Origin of the sequence: Spirosoma sp. SC4-14 (assembly GCF_037201965.1) — a bacterium.
Classification (GTDB): Bacteria; Bacteroidota; Bacteroidia; order Cytophagales; family Spirosomataceae; genus Spirosoma.
The window spans coordinates 7035013-7054859 of record NZ_CP147518.1 but is presented as its reverse complement, the minus strand read 5'-3'; the positions used below and the strand labels follow the sequence as shown (position 1 = coordinate 7054859).

The 19847-nt window shown below is 47.2% G+C and carries 12 protein-coding genes and 1 tRNA gene; 9 read left to right on the top strand and 4 right to left on the bottom strand.

Annotated elements, in window-relative coordinates; genetic code table 11:
* Positions 1–123 precede the first annotated feature (123 nt).
* From WBJ53_RS29095 to WBJ53_RS29075, 5 genes are all read left to right on the top strand, one after another.
* Positions 124–3591 carry a VCBS repeat-containing protein gene (locus tag WBJ53_RS29095; protein ID WP_338872881.1) on the top strand — a complete coding sequence of 1156 codons (3468 nt, stop codon included), beginning with the start codon at positions 124–126 and terminating at the stop codon, positions 3589–3591.
* A 119-nt stretch (positions 3592–3710) separates the two neighbouring features.
* A complete protein-coding gene (locus WBJ53_RS29090) occupies positions 3711–7115 on the top strand; it encodes a VCBS repeat-containing protein (RefSeq protein ID WP_338872879.1) in 3405 nt (1134 codons plus the stop codon).
* Between the two features lie 111 nt (positions 7116–7226).
* The gene (locus WBJ53_RS29085) at positions 7227–8582 is read left to right on the top strand and encodes a vanadium-dependent haloperoxidase (RefSeq protein ID WP_338872877.1); all 1356 of its coding nucleotides are present in this window, start codon (positions 7227–7229) and stop codon (positions 8580–8582) included.
* A 109-nt stretch (positions 8583–8691) separates the two neighbouring features.
* Complete coding sequence (locus WBJ53_RS29080; protein WP_338872875.1) at positions 8692–9351, top strand: hypothetical protein; 660 nt, start codon at positions 8692–8694, stop codon at positions 9349–9351.
* A gap of 146 nt (positions 9352–9497) precedes the next feature.
* Positions 9498–11543, top strand: coding sequence for a glycoside hydrolase family 65 protein (locus WBJ53_RS29075; protein ID WP_338872873.1), 2046 nt, complete (start codon positions 9498–9500; stop codon positions 11541–11543).
* A gap of 77 nt (positions 11544–11620) precedes the next feature.
* Here the strand turns inward: WBJ53_RS29075 and WBJ53_RS29070 are convergent, their stop codons facing one another.
* From WBJ53_RS29070 to fabD, 3 genes are all read right to left on the bottom strand, one after another.
* Positions 11621–12298 (bottom strand): helix-turn-helix domain-containing protein, encoded by a 678-nt coding sequence (locus WBJ53_RS29070; protein ID WP_338872871.1) that lies wholly within the window; start codon positions 12296–12298, stop codon positions 11621–11623.
* Between the two features lie 435 nt (positions 12299–12733).
* Positions 12734–12804 (bottom strand) — tRNA-Gln (locus WBJ53_RS29065).
* Positions 12805–12918: 114 nt separating this feature from the next.
* Positions 12919–13809, bottom strand: a complete 891-nt coding sequence (gene fabD / locus WBJ53_RS29060) for an ACP S-malonyltransferase (RefSeq protein WP_338872869.1) — start codon at positions 13807–13809, stop codon at positions 12919–12921.
* A gap of 607 nt (positions 13810–14416) precedes the next feature.
* Between fabD and WBJ53_RS29055 the strand changes: the two genes are divergently transcribed.
* From WBJ53_RS29055 to WBJ53_RS29040, 4 genes are all read left to right on the top strand, one after another.
* Entirely contained in the window at positions 14417–15112 is a 696-nt protein-coding gene (locus WBJ53_RS29055; RefSeq protein ID WP_338872867.1) for a succinate dehydrogenase cytochrome b subunit, read from the top strand.
* 88 nt (positions 15113–15200) lie between these two features.
* Positions 15201–17138, top strand: a complete 1938-nt coding sequence (locus WBJ53_RS29050) for a fumarate reductase/succinate dehydrogenase flavoprotein subunit (RefSeq protein WP_338872865.1) — start codon at positions 15201–15203, stop codon at positions 17136–17138.
* A gap of 44 nt (positions 17139–17182) precedes the next feature.
* Entirely contained in the window at positions 17183–17935 is a 753-nt protein-coding gene (locus tag WBJ53_RS29045) for a succinate dehydrogenase/fumarate reductase iron-sulfur subunit (RefSeq protein WP_338872863.1), read from the top strand.
* Positions 17936–18179: 244 nt separating this feature from the next.
* Positions 18180–18560, top strand: a complete 381-nt coding sequence (locus WBJ53_RS29040) for a Dabb family protein (protein WP_338872861.1) — start codon at positions 18180–18182, stop codon at positions 18558–18560.
* Between the two features lie 83 nt (positions 18561–18643).
* Here the strand turns inward: WBJ53_RS29040 and prfA are convergent, their stop codons facing one another.
* Positions 18644–19717 (bottom strand): peptide chain release factor 1, encoded by a 1074-nt coding sequence (prfA, locus tag WBJ53_RS29035; protein WP_338872859.1) that lies wholly within the window; start codon positions 19715–19717, stop codon positions 18644–18646.
* Positions 19718–19847 lie beyond the last annotated feature (130 nt).

The following is a 19847-nucleotide window of genomic DNA, read 5'->3' as shown; positions in this document are numbered from 1 at the left end:
GCAGGAAAATGCCTAAAATATAGGCAAGACCAGCTATATTTGTGTTCTCTTACCTGCGGCTATTCCTAAACCTTTCCTTCTCACGTTTTTATAGGCTAACGATTCATTTAGGTACTTGTGCTAATGCGGATTCGCATACTATTGATTCTATTTACTGGTTGGCTGGCCGGTTGCCGTTCCGAACAGCATACACCCACAGATCCATTGTTTCTAAAGCTCACTCCCGACGAAACAAAAGTCAATTTTACGAACACCGTCACCGATGATAAGGATTTCAATATTTTTAATTATCGTAATTTCTATAATGGTGGAGGTGTTGCTATCGGTGATGTGAATGGCGATGGCTTATCAGATTTGTTCCTGATAGCCAATATGGGCGACAACAAGCTGTATCTGAACAAAGGTAAGATGCAGTTTGAGGATGTTACAACCAAAGCAGGCGTAGCCGGAAAGCGAGCCTGGAGCACCGGGGCTACATTTGCCGACGTCAATGGCGATGGCCGACTCGACCTGTATGTTTGCAACGCAGGTATTCGCGATGGCGACGACCGGGCCAACGAACTCTTTATTAACAACGGTAACGATGCTAATGGCATTCCTACATTTACAGAACAGGCTGCCCAATATGGCCTGAATAATCGGGGATACTCAACCCACGCGGCCTTTTTCGATTATGACCGCGATGGCGACCTCGATATGTATCTGCTCAATAATAGTTTTATGCCTGTAGGTAGGTTGGTTTATGCCAATCTACGGGCCCAACGTGATTCGCTGGGGGGCGATAAACTGTTCAGGAATATGACCATGGAACGGCGGAAAAGTGCTCCGGCGGGACCAACTGCTTCGCCACTATTCGAAGATGTTTCTGAAAAGGCAGGTATCTATGGAAGTTTGATCGGCTTTGGATTGGGCATTACCATTGGCGATGTGAACGAGGATAACTGGCCTGATATTTATATCTCCAACGACTTCTATGAGCGTGATTACCTCTACATCAATAATCACGACGGAACCTTCAGGGAAACCATAAAGGAGTCGATGCCACACACAAGCCTGTCGTCGATGGGTGCCGATGTGGCCGACATTAATAATGACGGGAAACTCGATATTTTCATTACCGATATGTTGCCTGGCAACGACCGTCGGTTAAAAAAAACATCGACCTATGAAAGCCATGATCTGGAGCAGATAAAGCTTGGGCGCGATTTTCATTATCAGATCATGCAGAATATGCTGCATCTGAATCGGGGTAACGCCCCCCAGCCCCCAAAGGGGGAGGGCGCTGCTACGTTAGGGACAAACTCCCCCATTGAGGGTGGGGGAGCTGTCCCGGTGTTTAGCGATGTGGCCCGGTTTGCGGGTGTACAGGCTACCGACTGGAGCTGGGGTGCCCTGATCTTCGATATGGACAACGATGGGCTGAAAGATGTGTTTGTCGCCAATGGCATTGCTAAAGATGTTACGGACCAGGATTTTGTAAACTTTCTCGCCGACCGCGAAAATATGGCCCAGATTGCGCGCCAGCGGGCCTTTAATTTTAAAGACTTTCTTGATAAAGCGCCCTCCGAAGCGGTTCCGAATTATGCGTTTCATAACGAAGGCAATCTGAAGTTTACCAATAAAGCCTTCGATTGGGGCCTTTCGGAGCCTGATTTCTCGAACGGTGCTGCCTATGGCGACCTCGACAACGATGGCGATCTGGATCTGATTGTCAATAACGTCAATGCGCCGGTAGCGGTTTATCAGAACCAGTCGGTCGATAAACACAAGACTAATTACCTGAAGGTAAAACTGGAGGGAACGGAGCTTAACCGTAATGCCATTGGGGCACGGGTATTTCTTTACCAGTCGAAGCAAACACAGGTTTTGCAACAGATGCCCAACCGAGGTTTTCAGTCGTCGGTCGATTTGAACCTACTGTTTGGCTTAAACGGCAACCCACAGATCGATTCGGTTGTCGTAATCTGGCCCGACGACCGGATGCAGACCATACGGCAACCGAAGGCAAATCAGGTGCTTACGCTTCGGCAAACACAGGCCAATCAGCTCTGGAAAACATCGGCTAAAACCGACAAACCTATTTTTCAGGATAATACACTTGCATCCGGGATTAACTTCGTACATACTGAAAGCAATTTTGTCGATTATAACCGCGATGCGCTCTTAAAACAGCAATACTCTACAGAAGGGCCAGCGCTGGCAACCGGCGATGTGAATGGCGATGGCCTGGAGGATGTGTTTCTGGGTGGTGCCAACGGGCATTCGCATCGGCTGTATCTGCAACAGACAGGCGGACGGTTTGTCGATAAAACCCCGGGAGTGATGCGTCAGGATACGACCTACGAAGCGGTCGACGCGGTGTTGTTCGATGCCGATGGCGATAAGGATTTAGATTTGTATGTTGTTTCGGGCAGTAATGAGTTCACAAACGAAGCCGAAGAACAGCTCGACCGGCTTTACCTCAACGATGGGAAAGGAGGGTTTACACGTTCAGAAACGGGCTTGCCAAACCTAAAAGCCAGCGGCTCATGTGTAGCTGCCGCTGATTTTGATCGGGATGGCGACATCGATTTATTTGTTGGATCGAGACTCATTCCAGGGCAGTATGGTTTCAATCCGCCCAGCTATTTGCTTAGTAACGATGGCAGAGGAAATTTCAAGAACTATACCCGGCGATTTTTGCCCGAAGCCGACCAGTTAGGCATGGTAACGAGTGCCACCTGGGCCGACCTGAATGGCGACCAATATCCCGAACTAATTGTGGTTGGCGACTGGATGCCTATAACAATCTTTGAAAACAAGCACGGGCGGTTGGCGCAAAATCCGGCTATGAGCGTTGCCAGCCTACAGGGAGAAGCTCTGAAAACCAATGGCTGGTGGAACTGTGTAAAAGCAGGTGATGCCGACGGCGATGGCGATCTGGATTTGGTGGTAGGTAATCTGGGACTAAACTCCCGTATCCGGGCTACACAAACCATACCCGCCGAACTGTATGTGGGCGATTTTGATCATAGTGGAACGGTAGAGCAAATCATAAACTGCGCCGACGAAACCGGTGAGTTATACCCGATGATTCTGAAGCAGGATTTGCAGAAAGAAATGCCCAGTATCAAAAAGAAATACGTGAAGTTTACCGACTTTGCCGGTAAGAAGATCAATGAAATACTGGACGACGATCAGCTGAAGGAAGCTACTGTTCGGCATGCTTATATGGGCGCAACGACCCTACTGCTGAACGATGGAAAAGGAAAGTTTAGCTACCAGGAACTGCCTGCCGAAGCGCAGTATTCGCCCGTTTGTGGCGTTGATTTTTTCGACTACGATCATGATGGTCGTACAGACCTGATATTGACCGGTAATTTCTTCGATGTGCTGCCCGAGATAGGGCGTTATGATGCGAGCTATGGTGTTGTGTTGCATAACAAAGGCAAGGCCGCCAATGGAACCATCGAGTATGAATTTATGAATCCTGCGGTTTCGGGCTTCTTCGTTCGTGGGCAGGTACGTCATATGGCCAGACTAAAACAAGGACAGCTTATTTTGGCTAAAAACAACGATCGGGTGCAGGTTTTTAATCTCGTAAACAAGTAATAGTAAATAGAGTGATAAATGATGAATGATGAATGATGAATGATAAATGATTTTGAAAGAGTACTAGAGTCATTTATTAGTTATCATTCATCATTCATCATTCGTCATTCATCATTCCTATGGTGAAACGCATTGCTTTATTTTTAGCTGCTGGTGCCTTAACATTGGCAGGTTGCAATTCATTTAAGTCAGAAAAGCCACTTTTTCAGGTTCTTGATTCAACTCAAACAGGGGTTGGTTTCACAAACCACCTTGTTCCTACCGAAAAGTTAAACCTGCTTGATTACCTCTATTTCTACAATGGAGGTGGTGTTTCGGCTGGCGATATCAATAACGACGGTCTGACCGATCTGTACTTTGTTTCAAATCAGGGCAAAAACAAACTTTACCTTAACAAAGGAAATTTCAAATTCGAGGATATTACCGAAAAAGCGGGTGTCGGAGGGTTTTCAGACTGGCAAACCGGGGCCACGATGGCCGATGTCAATGGCGACGGTTTTCTGGATATTTATGTGTGTGCTGTTGGTAATTTTCGCTCTTTGGAAGGAGCTAATGAGCTTTACATTAACAATGGTGATGGAACTTTTGTAGAAAAAGCTGCCGACTATGGTCTTGATTTTACCGGTTTTTCCACCCAGGCTGCCTTTTTCGATTACGACCATGATGGCGACCTGGATTGTTACCTGCTCAACCATGCGGTTCATACCTCACGCAGCTATGACCGTGTGACGGCACGGAATCTTCGGCATAATGAATCGGGCGATTACCTCTACAAAAACATGACTGTGGAGCAAGGGACGAAGGGCGAAGGGCCAGGGGCAACTGCCCCGCGCTCCTTGCTCCGCGCTCCCCGCTTCATAAACGTGAGTGAGAAAGCGGGTATTTACGGTGCCGCTATGGGCTATGGCCTTGGTATTTCGGTTGCCGACCTGAACAACGACGGTTGGGAGGATCTGTATGTATCCAACGATTTCCACGAAGACGATTACTATTACCTGAATAACCAGAACGGAACCTTTACCGAAATCGGCAAAAAAGCGTTTCAGCACACTAGCCGGTTCTCGATGGGGAACGACATTGGCGATGTCAACAACGATGGCTTTGCCGACATCGTTACACTCGATATGTATCCTGAAGATGAAACTATCGAAAAGTCGTCGCTGGGCGAAGATCCGCTCGATATTTACCAGTATAAACTGGCTTATGGCTATATGAATCAGTATAGCCGAAACTGTCTTCAACTGAATATGTCTGGTAAGAAATTCATGGAAGTTGGAGCTATGGCTGGCATTGCGGCCACTGACTGGAGCTGGGCTCCGTTGCTGGCCGATTATGACAACGACGGCATTAAGGATCTGTTTATCAGCAATGGCATCGTTCACCGGCCAAACAACCTCGATTATGTGAAGTTTGCCGCCGACGATTCGCTGCGGTATGCCATGGAAACCTCAGATGCACTCGACGAACGTGCTATCAAACTGATGCCCGAAGGTAAAGTACATAACTACCTGTTCAGAGGAACGCCATCGTTGCGGTTTGAAGATAAATCCACGACCTGGGGATTTGAGGCACCGGGTTTTTCGAATGGTGCGGCTTATGCCGATCTCGACAACGATGGCGATCTGGATCTGGTCACCAACAATATCGACTCGCCCGCCAGCATTTATCAGAATAACGCCAATACTGTTTTTCCCGAGAATCATCATCTAACTATCCGGCTCAACGGTGATTTGCCTAATAGCTTCGGAGTTGGGGCTAAAGTTATTCTGAAATATGGGCCACATGCCGATACAACGCAGATGCAGCAATTAATACCGACGCGCGGTTTCGAATCGTCGGTAGCCCCTGAATTGCTTTTTGGATTGGGCCATCATGACAAAATCGACTCGCTGATTGTGATCTGGCCAAACCAGCAAATGGAAGTAAAAACCAACGTAAAGGCCGATCAGGTACTTAGCCTGAAACAAACCGATGCAAAGCTTGATGGCAAAACATATCGGTATACAAGAACAGACCCGCCACTCTTTACGGATGTGACAACGGCCGATTCGATTCCGTACCGTCATCGAGAAAATTCGTCATACTTCGATTATGTACGTGAGCCTCTTATGCCATTTCAGGTATCGACAGAAGGGCCAAGGCTGGCTATTGGCGATGTGAATGGCGACGGCCTGGCCGATATGTATGCTGGCGGGGCGAAATGGCAGGTAGGAAGTTTGCTTCTCCAGCAACCCAATGGCCGATTCAAAGCAAGTGTTCAGCCCGATTTTGTGAAAGATTCGACCTTCGAAGATGTTGATGCGACATTCTTCGACGCCGATGGCGATAAAGACCTCGATTTGTATGTTGTATCGGGTGGTAATGAATTTTATGGACAGATGCCCGAACAGTTCGACCGCCTGTATCTGAACGACGGTAAGGGCAATTTTACGCGCTCGGCCAGTGCCTTGCCACGGATGTACGACAACAAGAGCTGTGTTCGACCATTCGACATCGATCATGATGGCGACCTCGATTTGTTTGTTGGGGGTAGGGTGGTAGGGTTTGCCTATGGTAAATCGCCAAATTCATACCTGCTCATTAATAATGGTAAAGGAATGTTTACGGATCAGACCGATAAGCTGGCACCCGGACTGCGGAAAGCGGGTATGATCACCGATGCGGTCTGGACAGATTACGATGGTGATAAGGATGCCGATTTAATTCTGGCTGGCGACTGGATGCCCATTCGTATTTTCGCTAATAATAAGGGCAGGTTCGAAGCCACTAAAATCAGTACGGCTGACGAAGCTCCGTTGAATGGTTTCTATCAACGGGTTATAGCTGCCGATTTCGACCACGATGGCGATATTGATCTGATTGCCGGAAATCTGGGAACAAATACGAAGTTCCGTAAAACACCTGATTCGCAACTGCGCATGTGGGTTAAAGACCTGGATAATAATCAGACTACCGAGCAAATCATTGCCTACAATCGGGGTAAAGACTGGTATCCGCTGGCGTTTAAAGATGAATTGGGCAAGCAAATGCCGGGCATTATCAACAAACGGTTTACTGATTATGTATCCTTCGCCGGAAAACCGCTTAATGAAATAATTAAAGATGATGAGCTAAAAGGCGCTGACGAGTTTACTGTAAATCAGTTTTCGTCGGTTTATCTGGAAAACCAGAGTAGCAAAGAGGGTGAGCCGAAATTTGTTGTACACGAATTGCCAATGATGGCACAGGTTTCAAAGTTATTTGCGCTGGATGCTGTCGATATTGATCACGATGGCGATCTGGATGTGCTGGGCGGAGGGAATTTTTATGGCGTCAGCACCTATCAGGGCCGCTATGATGCCAGTTTTGGGCTGATCATGTTAAACGACGGCAAAGGCCATTTTACAGCTCCTTCACCGATTGATGCCGGATTTTTGCTCAATGGCGAAATTCGGGATATACGCCCTCTGCCAACCGCGCAGGGTACTCTGATTGTTGTGGCCCGGAACGGTGCTGGATTACAGCTATTCAGGCCATTACGCTAGTTGAAAATGGCTTGTGTTTGTAACGATTAATTAGGTATTTTTTCTGCTATTTTTGTAGACGGATTATAAATAAAATCTAAATCGTTACTGTCACAACTTCTCGTTTATCGTATGAAAGTCCCGCTTCGATCTGGCTTTTTGCTGGTTCTACTATTCGTTGCGTTTACAGGTTGTCAAAAGTCGTCTTCGCCAGCCGAGTATACGGCCAAAACGGCCAATCCCGAGTATTATAATGCAGCCCTGAATAAGCTAACAGAAGTTGTTATTCATGATATATTTTCGCCACCGGTTGCCAGCCGTATTTATGGATATGCCAATCTGGCCGGTTACGAAGCGTTGGTTCCATTTGATCCTAACTATCAGTCGTTGAGCGGGCAACTGAAGCACTTTCAGGCGGGCCCTACCCCAGAAGCCGGTAAGGACTATTGTTTCCCGCTGGCTAGCGCTCATGCCTTTCTGACCGTGGCTCGTGCGCTAACGTTCTCCGTCGAATTTTATGACGAATTTGAGAAAGCCTTTTATGAACAGTATAAGAAAGATGGCGTTCCTGATGAGGTCTACGACCGGTCGATGGCTTATGGAGAAGCAGTGGCCAAGCATGTGCTCGACTACGCTGCCAAGGATAACTATAAACAAACCCGTGGGTTTAAACATACCGTCACCAACGAAGAAGGTACCTGGGTACCCACTCCACCAGCGTATATGGATGCTGCCGAGCCCCAATGGAACCGAATTCGTTGCTGGGCTATGGATACCTGTAGTCAGTTTATGCCTCCCCGCCCCATTTCTTATAGCCTGACCAAAGGAAGCCCCTACCAAAAAGAACTCGATGAGGTTTATCTGATAGGAAAGAATCTGGATAAACAAAAACAGGATATCGCTTATTTCTGGGACGATAATGCATTTGTGATGAATGTAGCCGGGCATGTGATGTTTGCCAGCAAAAAAATGACACCGGGTGGACACTGGCTCGCCATTGCCGAAACCGTAGCTCGTCAGAAAAAACTAAACCTGATGCAATCGGTTGAAGCCTATACGCTTACATCCTTTGCGTTGAGTGATGGATTTATTTCGTGCTGGGACGAAAAATATCGTAGTAAAACGGTCCGGCCAGAAACCGTTATCAATAAATATATTGACCCCAAATGGACCCCATTTTTGCAGACTCCGCCTTTTCCTGAATATCCGAGCGGACATAGTGTCATTTCGACGGCAGCGGCTACTGTTTTAACCAATTTGCTGGGCGATACTATTGCCTTTACCGATTCAACGGAGTTTCGGTATGGGCATGGTGTTCGTTCGTTTACCTCGTTTCGGGATGCCGCCGACGAAGCCTCGGTGAGTCGTCTGTATGGCGGTATCCACTTCCGCTCGGCTGTTAGCAACGGACAGTTGGAAGGCGAAAAAGTGGGCCAGTGGGTCATCCAGAAAATTCATACCCGAAAATCGACTGTTGCCAGTCGGTAGGAATATCCAACCCTATTGAGTAACCGCCCTGCCCAGGCGGTTATTTTTTTGCGAACGAATTCGTTGTCATTACTGTGTCTAACTCAGGATTTCGGACTTCTTATTGGCTATGAAAACACGTCTATTGTTGCTGTTAATACCGATTTTACTGCTTCGAATTGTAGACGTGCGGGCTCAGGCATCGGCTGATTCGGTAAAAAGCAGAGCTGCTCAGAATGAACAAACATATCGGGCCATAAGCCGGTCGCCGGAAGATTCAACTCGGTCGGTGTTTAATTTTAAGGCTGCTCCGTGGTATGTTCGGGCTATGCCCTTCGCGATTTATGCCGGTGCCGGAAAACCCAAAGATCGTATTGCACAGAGTATCGAAATCGGCAAAACGTTCAACGTAATTGATCTGGGGATTGCCGTCGGTCGAAATTCATTGCGTCCCGATTCGACCTTGTTTCTGGAAGGTAGAGTAACGATGGATGTGGCGAATTATGGAGTTTTTGCCAACGAAATGACCATTGGCGCCGGGCGGATATTCGATAAACAGGGTAGCCTGATGCTTGAACTAACCTATAGCATCATTGCTCAAATTGCCCCCCGTTTCGGTATAGGTCTAACAACCGGCTACTACGATTTTAGCAACGAGCTTTACGATGCGTCGAAAACGTTCTACGGCGTTTATATCCGTTACGGACTCCTGCGGATGGATTCGGGCGGTTTAATTCGGATCGGTCGGCCAAGGCGTCCGGGCCGGTCTGGACATGGGCATGGTCGGTAACCAGTGGAAGAGCAAGCGCAAAAAAATTAGGGCGTTGGTTTTTATTTGCTGATAAGTGCCCAATATCTACTCGTAAATGACAAAAAAGTATTGCTTAGTACTGCTATGGTACTATTTTTAGGGTTTATTTCATCCGTGACCTACCTATGAACAAAAGACTATTGTTAGTCAAGCTTCTGTTAGCGGCCCCGATAGGCCTAACTACTTCATTCGCCCAGACCGATCATGCTGCATGGCAGATTGTTGGTCAGAACATTAATCCAGCTAATTATTACGGCATCACCGTTGCCAATGGCATGATCGGTTTAGTATCCTCGCCCGAACCGATGAAAGTGAAAGACGTTGTGCTAAACGGTGCGTTCGATACCTATGGCCGGGGGCGAGTTTCGAACATTCTGAAGGTGTTCAACTTTGCCAATATGAACCTCGATGTCGATGGGCAACGGATTGGCCCGAAAGATATTAGTAATTACCGGCAGACGCTCGATATGCAGAAAGCGGCACTGACAACCACGTTCGATTTTAAAGACAAAGTCAGCGTACGGCAAACGATGATGGCATTGCGGCACCTGCCTTTTTCGGAATTGACCATGGTCGAAATTACGGCGAAGACAGACTGCGAAATTAGTCCGATGAGTGTCATTGAAACCCCCGAAACCCTCAGGGAAGTTAAAAATTTTTATTCCGAAATCGATCGCACGCACGTAACCATCCGGCTACTTACATCAGTTGCCAAAAGTCCTACGGGTCGGCATACAGTGGCGGCCTCTACCAGTTTTATTTTTGAAGAACCCCATGGGCAGGAACCCGACGTAATTCATGAAGACTGGGACTATAATATGCATCTGGCCAAGTTTAAGAAGCGTCTGAAAGCGGGCGAAACCTATAAGTTCAGCGTAGTGGGTTCAGTATCGTCGACGGCTCATACGGCCGATCCGCATAACGAAGCCGAACGGCTTACGCTCTTTGCCGCCCTTGAACGTACAGAGCGTCTGCTGACTCGTCATAATGCCGAATGGGCAAAATTGTGGCAGAGCGACATTATTATTGATGGCGATCCTGAAGCGCAACGGGCCGTTCGTTCGGCGTTATATCATTTATATTCGTTTGTTCGGGAGGGAACCGGCTATAGCCTGTCGCCAATGGGTTTATCGGGCCTTGGCTATAATGGGCATGTTTTCTGGGATACCGAACTATGGATGTACCCCCCGATTCTGGCTCTGAAGCCTGAAATTGCCAGGTCGATTCTGGAATACCGTTTTAATCGTATAGCTATGGCGAAGCAAAATGCGTTTAGCCATGGCTATGCAGGTGTTATGTTTCCGTGGGAATCGGATGCTGATGGGCAGGAAGCAACGCCGGTCTGGGCATTGACGGGCCCTTTCCAGCAACATATTACTGGCTGTGTAGGCTGGGCGTTCTGGAAGTATTACCAGGTAACAAAAGATAAAGAATGGCTTCGTACCCGTGGTTATCCGATGTTGAAAGAAGTGGCCGATTTCTGGAGCAGCCGGGTCGAGCGGGAAGCGCCGGGTAAATTTCATATCAATAACGTGATTGGAGCCAACGAATGGCAGGAAAACATCGACGATAATGCTTTTACCAATGGAATGGCCAAGACCTCATTGCAGTATGCTATTCAGGCCGCTCAGGAGCTGGGACTTGCGGCTAATCCTGACTGGAAGCTTGTTGCCGATAATTTACCGATTCTTAAATTCCCGGATGGCGTAACAAAAGAAAATCGTACCTACGACGGTGTGATGATCAAGCAGGCCGATGTCAACCTGCTGGCCTACCCACTTCATATTGTTACCGACGAATCGGCTGTTCGGAAAGATCTGGCTTATTATGAACCACGCTATTCGCCCGAAGGCCCGGCAATGGGTTGGTCAGTATTGTCAACACTGCATGCCCGGCTAAATGAGCCCGAAAAGGCGTATGGGTGGTTTGTGAAAAGTTATAAACCGAATGAAGTGCCTCCGTTTGGCGTCCTGGCTGAAACGGCCGGTGGAACAAATCCTTACTTTGCCACTGGTGCGGGCGGCATGTTGCAGGCTGTTTTGAATGGATTCGGTGGGCTGGAAATTACCGACAATGGTATCGTGCAACTTAAAACAAAACTTCCGGCTAAATGGAAAGCGCTTACAATTAAAGGAATTGGGCCCGAAATGAAAACTATGAAGGTTCAGTAGCGTAAATGTAAAAAACAGATAGTGGCTTTGAGACAACTTGTTCTTGCTTCAAAGCCACTATCTGTTTATAAACGAACTTACCACTGGGCAATTGGCAGATTGGCCGATTGTAACTCCAGATTAACTTCTTTTGATTGGATTGCCATTTTGTTGAGCGCAATGTAGATGGTTTTAACGGCGTTCTCAATTCGTTTCCAGCCTTCTTCACTCCGCAGATCGATACTGATCATTGTACGGTCGTTCTGTGCCATAATGGTCAGATAAGTCATTGCACCCAGAACTACAGCCGAAATGGCCTGCGTATCAGCTCCTTTAACGAAAGAAAGCTGTTCTACAAGACGGGTCATCTCTTCATCCTGAGCTTTAGCAGTTGTTTCAGCGATCGAATCGTTTTCGATAACGGTTGCTTTCAGGATTTCACGAGCGGCTTTAAATGTACGGAAGTAACGGTAGGTTTGAATGACTTGTCGATACCAGATACGAGCCACATCAGACTCCTGTAATGGACGGATTTGGTCGAGAACCGCTGGATTGAACACTGGGAACAATTTACCCATTTTGACGTAATATTCCAGCAGCCCCTCCATACCGCCAAAATAACGATAGATCAGCACTTTGCTGACATTCGCTTTTTCGGCTACACGATTGACCCCCACTCCTTCTAATCCCCGCTCAGCGATTACTTCTTCTAATGCTTCAACAATGCGCTGAGTTGTCTTAGCGCGGTTACGTCTGACCTTTTCGTCCTTCTCCATGTATCTAAAATGCATTAAAATTCAAAACATTATATCAGTCTGACGTAAATAAAAAGGCGCGGTCACATTGAGACTGTATAATCTATGAAATCGTAACGATAAATTTCAGGTATTAACACGAATTAGATTAAACCTGTTGCTTATTGTAACAAAATAAATTTTAATAAATGCACTTGCAATCAAGTAAATATAGTTAATTATTGTTAATAATGAGACTATATGTTACTCAATAGGCTTTATTTGACAATAATAAGTATTTCTTGGATAAATTACAAACTAGTTTGTAAGAAAAAGGGATTTGGGGCAAAAATAGACCCTGGTTGATTGGGCTGACTATGCAAAAGAGAACAGTATGAAATAGACAGTAACCAGCTATTAATGGCCTGAAAAAGCAACAAAAAAGCCACTTAATAAGACTATTAAGCGGCTTTTTTGTTGCCCGAGAAGGATTCGAACCTCCACAAACAGAACCAAAATCTGTCGTCCTACCCTTAGACGATCGGGCAATTGTGGTGCAAAGATAACAGCTTTAATTTGGCAAAATCAAGTGCTCGTCTTAAAAAAATCTGATTTTTTGCCTTGATAGCCTGCTAGAGGCTGACTATCAGTAGGTATTTTTTTTATACTGCCAGCACTGTTACGCTGGGAACGATCTTTTTCACCAGACCTTGTAACACTTTGCCAGGGCCACATTCGATAAATTCCGTAGCTCCCGCAGCTGCCATATTTTCGACCGACTGTGTCCAGCGAACCGGTGCCGTTAACTGAGCAATTAGATTCGCTTTAATCGTTTCGGGGTCCTGGGTAGGCTGGGCGTTTACGTTTTGGTAAACCGGGCAGCGGGGTGTGCTAAATGGCATTGCCTCAACCGCCCTGGCGAACTCATCCCGAGCGGACTCCATGAACGGCGAATGGAATGCACCACCAACAGCCAGCGGTAGTACGCGTTTGGCACCAGCAGCTTTGAGTTGTTCGGCTGCCAGTTCAATTCCTTTCAGGCTTCCTGAGATAACAACCTGGCCGGGACAATTGTAGTTAGCCGGAACAATTATTTCGTCGGTGATGCCTGCGCAAATTTGTTCGATTACGTCGTCGGGCAAGCCCAATACGGCGGCCATACTAGACGGAGCCAGTTCGCAGGCGCGTTGCATAGCCGTAGCACGAATCGATGCGAGCGTTAAGCCATTTTCGAATGAGAGTACTCCTGCGGCTGTTAATGCCGATAATTCGCCAAGCGAATGGCCAGCTACCATTGAAACGTCGAACCGATCTGGCGCAAATGCATCAGTTGTTAGAGCCAGCACAACGCTATGTAGCAGAACGGCGGGCTGTGTATAAATGGTTTGCTTTAATTCTTCGTCGGTTCCTTCAAACATGATACGGGTCAGATCATAGCCCACTATCTGGTTTGCCTGGTCGAAAAGAGTACGGGCTGCTTCTGAGCTCTGATAAATGTCGAGCCCCATGCCTTTAAACTGTGAACCCTGACCCGGAAATACGTATGCTTTCATCTGAATAAAAAGCCCCCAACCCCAAAGGGGCGTTTAGAAACCGAATATTCATGCCTTGGGGAGCTTATGCGAGCATGAATGTTTCGTAAAGTAGAAGACCTGCCGCCAGTAGCAAGTTAGTTAGTCAAACCTATACAATGAAGCTGTTTAAACTTTTGTTTCAATTGCTTTTTGTCATCTCGAAGAAGGAGGGGTGACAAAAAGGACTCATTACTACTCGATTAGAAAAGTTTAAACAGCCTCAATAAGTGAAAGGGAAATTGCAAAATAACATGACATTTTGCAATTCTTCAAGAAAGCCTGAATTCGTTGTAGTAAGTGGTTGATTATCAGCGGGCCACGGTGCAGTATGTAGGCTACGGAAAAAATGTGTGGTCTTGTCGGCATTTTCTACTGTTTTTCTGGGTTGATAGCAAACAAAAAAATGGTACACTCTGTTACGAAATCAGGAGGATCAGCTAATTTTTACTGGCTCTATATTAAGCATATGTTCGCCGAAAATAGCCCCTAAAGTTGTTTGCATCGGGTTTGTGCTTTAGCTTTGATGCGCCGTTTAAATCGGCTTTTTTTCAACAGTTTACCACTAAATTTTCGTGTCATTCACCATATGGCTTGGGTAATACAAACACTATCCAGCTCCCTCGGTCGCAAGGTAATTATGTCGCTGACGGGACTCTTTCTGAGTACGTTTCTCATTGTTCACATGGCTGGTAATCTCCAGCTCTTCAAAGGTGATAACGGGCGCGCTTTCAATGAATACACTTACTTCATGACGCACAACCCGCTTATCATTACGGTATCGTATCTGCTGTACACGTCAATTTTGGTTCATGCGCTTATGGCCTGGGTACTTACGCGTCATAATCAGGCGTCGAGGCCCATTAAGTATGCGTATTCTAAACCAGAAGCAAATAGCGACTGGTCGTCGAGGAATATGGGTATTCTGGGGACCATCCTGTTGCTTTTCATTATCATTCACATGCGGACATTCTGGTACGAAATGCACTTTGGCTCAGTGCCAATGGCCGAATATGATGGCAAAGAATACAAAGATTTATATGCCGTAGTGAAAGAAGCATTCAGTCAGTGGTGGTATGTGCTGCTGTATGTTATTTGCATGGTGGCTATTGGTTATCACCTGGCTCATGGCTTCCAGAGTGGTTTTCAGACACTCGGCATTCGCCATAAGAAGTATACCCCTCTGATTGAGTTTTTGGGTAAATACTTCTTCGCTATCCTTATTCCGGCTGCATTTGCTGCTATGCCAATTTATGTTTTCTTACAGGTTCACCATATAATTTAATGAGTGAATTGTGAATGAGCGAATGAGTGAATAAAACTCAATGCGCAATTCACTCATTCGCTCATTCACTCATTCACAATTAGAACGAATGAAACTGGAATCTAAAATCCCCGAAGGTCCTCTAGCCGAGAAATGGGCACGGCATAAGTTCGCTTTGAAACTGGTTAACCCGGCAAACAAGCGTAAATACGAGATAATAGTTGTTGGTACAGGATTAGCAGGTGCTTCGGCAGCCGCATCGCTGGCCGAGCTAGGGTATAATGTTAAAGCCTTTTGCTTCCAGGATAGCCCCCGTCGGGCTCACTCAATTGCAGCACAGGGTGGTATCAATGCCGCTAAAAACTATCAGAACGATGGCGATAGCGTATTCCGGCTTTTTTATGATACCATTAAAGGGGGCGATTACCGCGCTCGCGAAGGAAATGTGTATCGGCTGGCCGAAGTCAGTGTGAACATCATCGACCAGTGTGTGGCACAGGGCGTACCGTTTGCCCGTGAGTATGGCGGATTGCTGGCTAACCGTTCATTTGGCGGTGCTCAGGTATCGCGTACGTTCTATGCGCGTGGTCAAACCGGACAGCAGCTACTGTTAGGTGCTTATTCGGCGCTGAGCCGTCAGGTTGCCAATGGTAAAGTAAAACTATACCCACGAACCGAAATGCTTGACCTGGTCATTGAAGGTGGTAAGGCACGGGGTATTGTTACGCGCAATCTGGTAACGGGTAAAATTGAGTCGCATTCGGGCCATGCTGTTCTGCTATGCTCGGGTGGTTATGGGAACGTGTTCTATCTGTCGACCAACGCAATGGGGTCGAACGCTACTGCCGCCTGGCGGGCTCATAAAAAAGGAGCCTTGTTTGCCAATCCATGCTTTACGCAGATTCACCCAACCTGTATTCCGGTATCGGGTCACTACCAGTCGAAGCTGACACTGATGTCGGAGTCGCTGCGGAACGATGGGCGTGTATGGGTGCCTAAGTCAAAAGAAGATTCGGAACGGATTCGGAAAGGCCAGGTGAAGCCGACTGATCTGGCCGATGATGCCCGTGATTATTTCCTTGAGCGTCGTTATCCTTCGTTTGGTAACCTGGTTCCCCGCGACGTAGCCTCACGTAACGCAAAATATGTGTGCGACGAAGGGCGTGGAGTTGGTAAAACAGGGCTGGCTGTTTATCTGGACTTTGCCGATGCCATCAAACGCGATGGTCAGAAAACCATTGAGGCCAAATACGGAAACCTCTTTGAAATGTACGAGAAAATCACTGGCGAAAATCCCTACGAAACGCCAATGATGATTTACCCGGCAGTTCACTACACAATGGGCGGTCTTTGGGTTGATTATAACCTAATGACAACCATTCCGGGGTTATATGCACTTGGCGAAGCAAACTTCTCCGATCACGGTGCTAACCGGTTAGGTGCTTCTGCTTTGATGCAGGGACTAGCCGATGGGTATTTCGTAATTCCATATACCGTTGGCGATTATCTGGCAACGATTGGCCCTGCCGATAAACTGCCCGCCGATGCGCCGGTGTTTAAAGAAGCCGAGCAAAAAATTCACGACCAGATTAACAAGCTGCTGTCGATTAAAGGCGAGCGCCCGGTCGATGATCTGCATAAAGAACTGGGTCACATCATGTGGGAATACTGTGGTATGGCACGTACGGCTGAAGGACTGCAAATTGCCCGTGAAAAAATTAAGGCACTTAAAAAAGAATTCTGGACCAATGTGAAAGTGCTGGGCGAATCGCAGGAGATGAACCAGGCTCTGGAGCAGGCAAATCGTGTAGCCGATTTCATTGAGTTGGGTGCACTTATGGTTGAAGACGCGCTTGAGCGGAACGAATCCTGCGGTGGTCACTTCCGCGAAGAGTATCAGACGCCGGATGGCGAGGCTCTGCGCGACGATGCGAATTTTGCCTATGTGGCGGCCTGGGAATATCAGGGCGACGATAAGCCTGAAGTGCTTAACAAAGAAGTGCTGGAATTCGAAAACGTAAAACTGACCCAGCGTAGTTATAAATAAGAAGAAGCCCCCTTGGGGGAGGGGGCTTTTAAAACCGGTCAACAATGAAAATCAATCTAAAAGTCTGGAGACAGAAAAATAGCAATACAGAAGGCAAACTGGTCGAATACCAATTGGACAACGTATCGGAAGATATGTCGTTTCTGGAGATGTTCGATGTCCTGAACGATTCGCTGACCCGTAAAGGCGAAGACCCGGTTACGTTTGACCACGACTGCCGCGAAGGTATTTGCGGAACCTGCTCGATGTATATCAATGGGCGGCCACACGGCCCCCAAACGGGAGCCACTACCTGCCAGCTACACATGCGGTCGTTTAATGATGGCGATACGATTGTTGTAGAACCCTGGCGGGCACGGTCGTTTCCGGTTATTAAAGACCTGATGGTCGACCGGTCGGCGTTCGATCGGATCATTCAGGCGGGTGGTTATGTTTCGGTGAATACGGGTTCTGCCCGCGATGCCAACGAAATTCTAATTCCGCGTACAATTGCCGACGAGGCAATGGATGCCGCTCAGTGCATTGGTTGCGGAGCCTGCGTAGCCGCCTGTAAGAATGCATCGGCTATGTTGTTCGTAGCCGCTAAGGTGTCGCACCTGGCTGTGCTGCCACAAGGGCAGGCCGAACATACCGAACGGGCCGAGCGAATGGTGGCGCAGATGGATGCGGAAGGCTTTGGCGCCTGCTCCTTTACGGGGGCCTGCTCGGTTGAGTGTCCAAAATCAATCTCACTCGACCACATTGCTCGTATGAACCGTGAATATCTGGGGGCAAAGCTGTCGTCAAATAACGCCTAACTAAGCCTATAGAGTCATAAAATGTTCGGTGCTTTTCGTAGGTGCCGGACATTTTTGTTTTTAAGCAAGTTGTATAAGCTTTAGGTATCAGTTGCGAATGAACCTTCTAAGAGGTTAGTTGGTCTATGTTTTTTTCTGGTCTGTCGATTTCTTCAAGGCTTTTATAAGGAACTACATAATTTGGTGTGATAGATTCAATAGGAAGTATATCAGGACTGGGTTATCATATCATGTATTTCTGCTTATGAAGAAACACTTAATTCTGCTAACAACAATTTTTTGCTTTCAGGCTGCTTTTACCAAAGCACAAAAAAAGCCAGAAAAGCTACTCAGGCATGTGGTTACGGTTACCTTTAAGGCAGGCTCTTCAACTAAGGCTATTCGTGAGGTGGATCAATCATTTAAGAATTTAGCCAGACTAAACGTTGTTCAGGCCTACGAGTGGGGTATAAGCCCGGCCGATGAACGCCCCAACAAAGACGTAAAGCACGTGTATGTATCCACGTTTTTGTCGGAGAAGGAGTTGGCGAGTTATGGCGCTTCGCCTGAGCATCAGCGGCATATCAAAATCGGTACATCCATCATTAAAGGAGTGGAAGCCGTTGATTACTGGGTGATGAAATAATAGGCTTGAAATGAAATATGGTCAGAGATAGCAGAATACCGTCTCTGACCATATTTCAACTGATTACGCAAAAACGACTATTCTTAGGCCGTTGCGCCTTCTTTCAGTCGTTCGGCGTTTTCGGCAATACGAAGCTGTTCGATAAACTCACCAATGTCGCCATCCATAACGGCCGGAAGGTTATAGACAGTCATACCAATACGGTGGTCGGTTACGCGGCTTTGCGGATAGTTATAGGTCCGAATTTTATCGGAACGGTCGCCACTGCCAACCATTGTTTTGCGCTGCGAAGCAATGGCTTCGTTGTGCTTTTGAAGCTCAATTTCATAGAGCCGCGAACGCAAAACGGTTAGGGCCTTGTCGAAATTTTTTAACTGTGATCGCTCATCCTGACATTGCACGACCAATCCCGTTGGGATGTGCGTTAATCGAACCGCCGAATAAGTCGTGTTAACCGACTGGCCACCCGCACCCGACGAACAGAACGTATCTTTCCGAATATCGTTCATGTTTAGTTCTACGTCTACTTCTTCGGCTTCGGGCAAAACGGCCACGCTGGCCGCCGACGTATGAATACGCCCCTGCGTTTCGGTAGCTGGTACGCGTTGTACACGGTGAACACCCGACTCAAATTTGAGCTTGCCGTATACATCCTCTCCTTCAATTTCGGTAACGATTTCCTTGTAGCCGCCCGAAGTGCCTTCGGTGTAATCGACAAGCGACATCCGCCAGCCCATTTTTTCGCAGAACCGCTGGTACATACGAAACAGATCGCCTGCAAAAATAGCGGCTTCGTCGCCACCAGTCCCCCCCCGAATTTCAAGAATAACGTTTTTACTGTCGTTCGGATCTTTCGGAATCAACATTTCCTTGAGCGTTTCCTCCATTGTTTCCCGACGTGGCAGTAGGTCGTCTAGTTCGGCTTTGGCCAGTTCCCGGAATTCTTCGTCTTTTTCGGTTGCAATGATTTGCCGGGCACCATCGATTTCGTCGAGCAGTTGTTTATAGGCCGTATATTGGTTGACGATCTTTTCGAGATCTTTATATTCTTTGCTCAGTTTCATGAAGCGTTTCTGGTCCGAAACGACTTCGGGCTGAACGATTTGCTGAGCTACTTCGTCGAAGCGTTCGCGAATGGCTTCTAATTGGTCGAGCATAGTATTGGGAAGACAATAGATATTGGATACCAGACAGCCAGACAACTTGTTTAAAAGATGTAAGCCATACCCGTCTATACGCGATGTCGGCCGTCCTAAAAAACAAAATTACGAAAATCCTGTCAGTTGG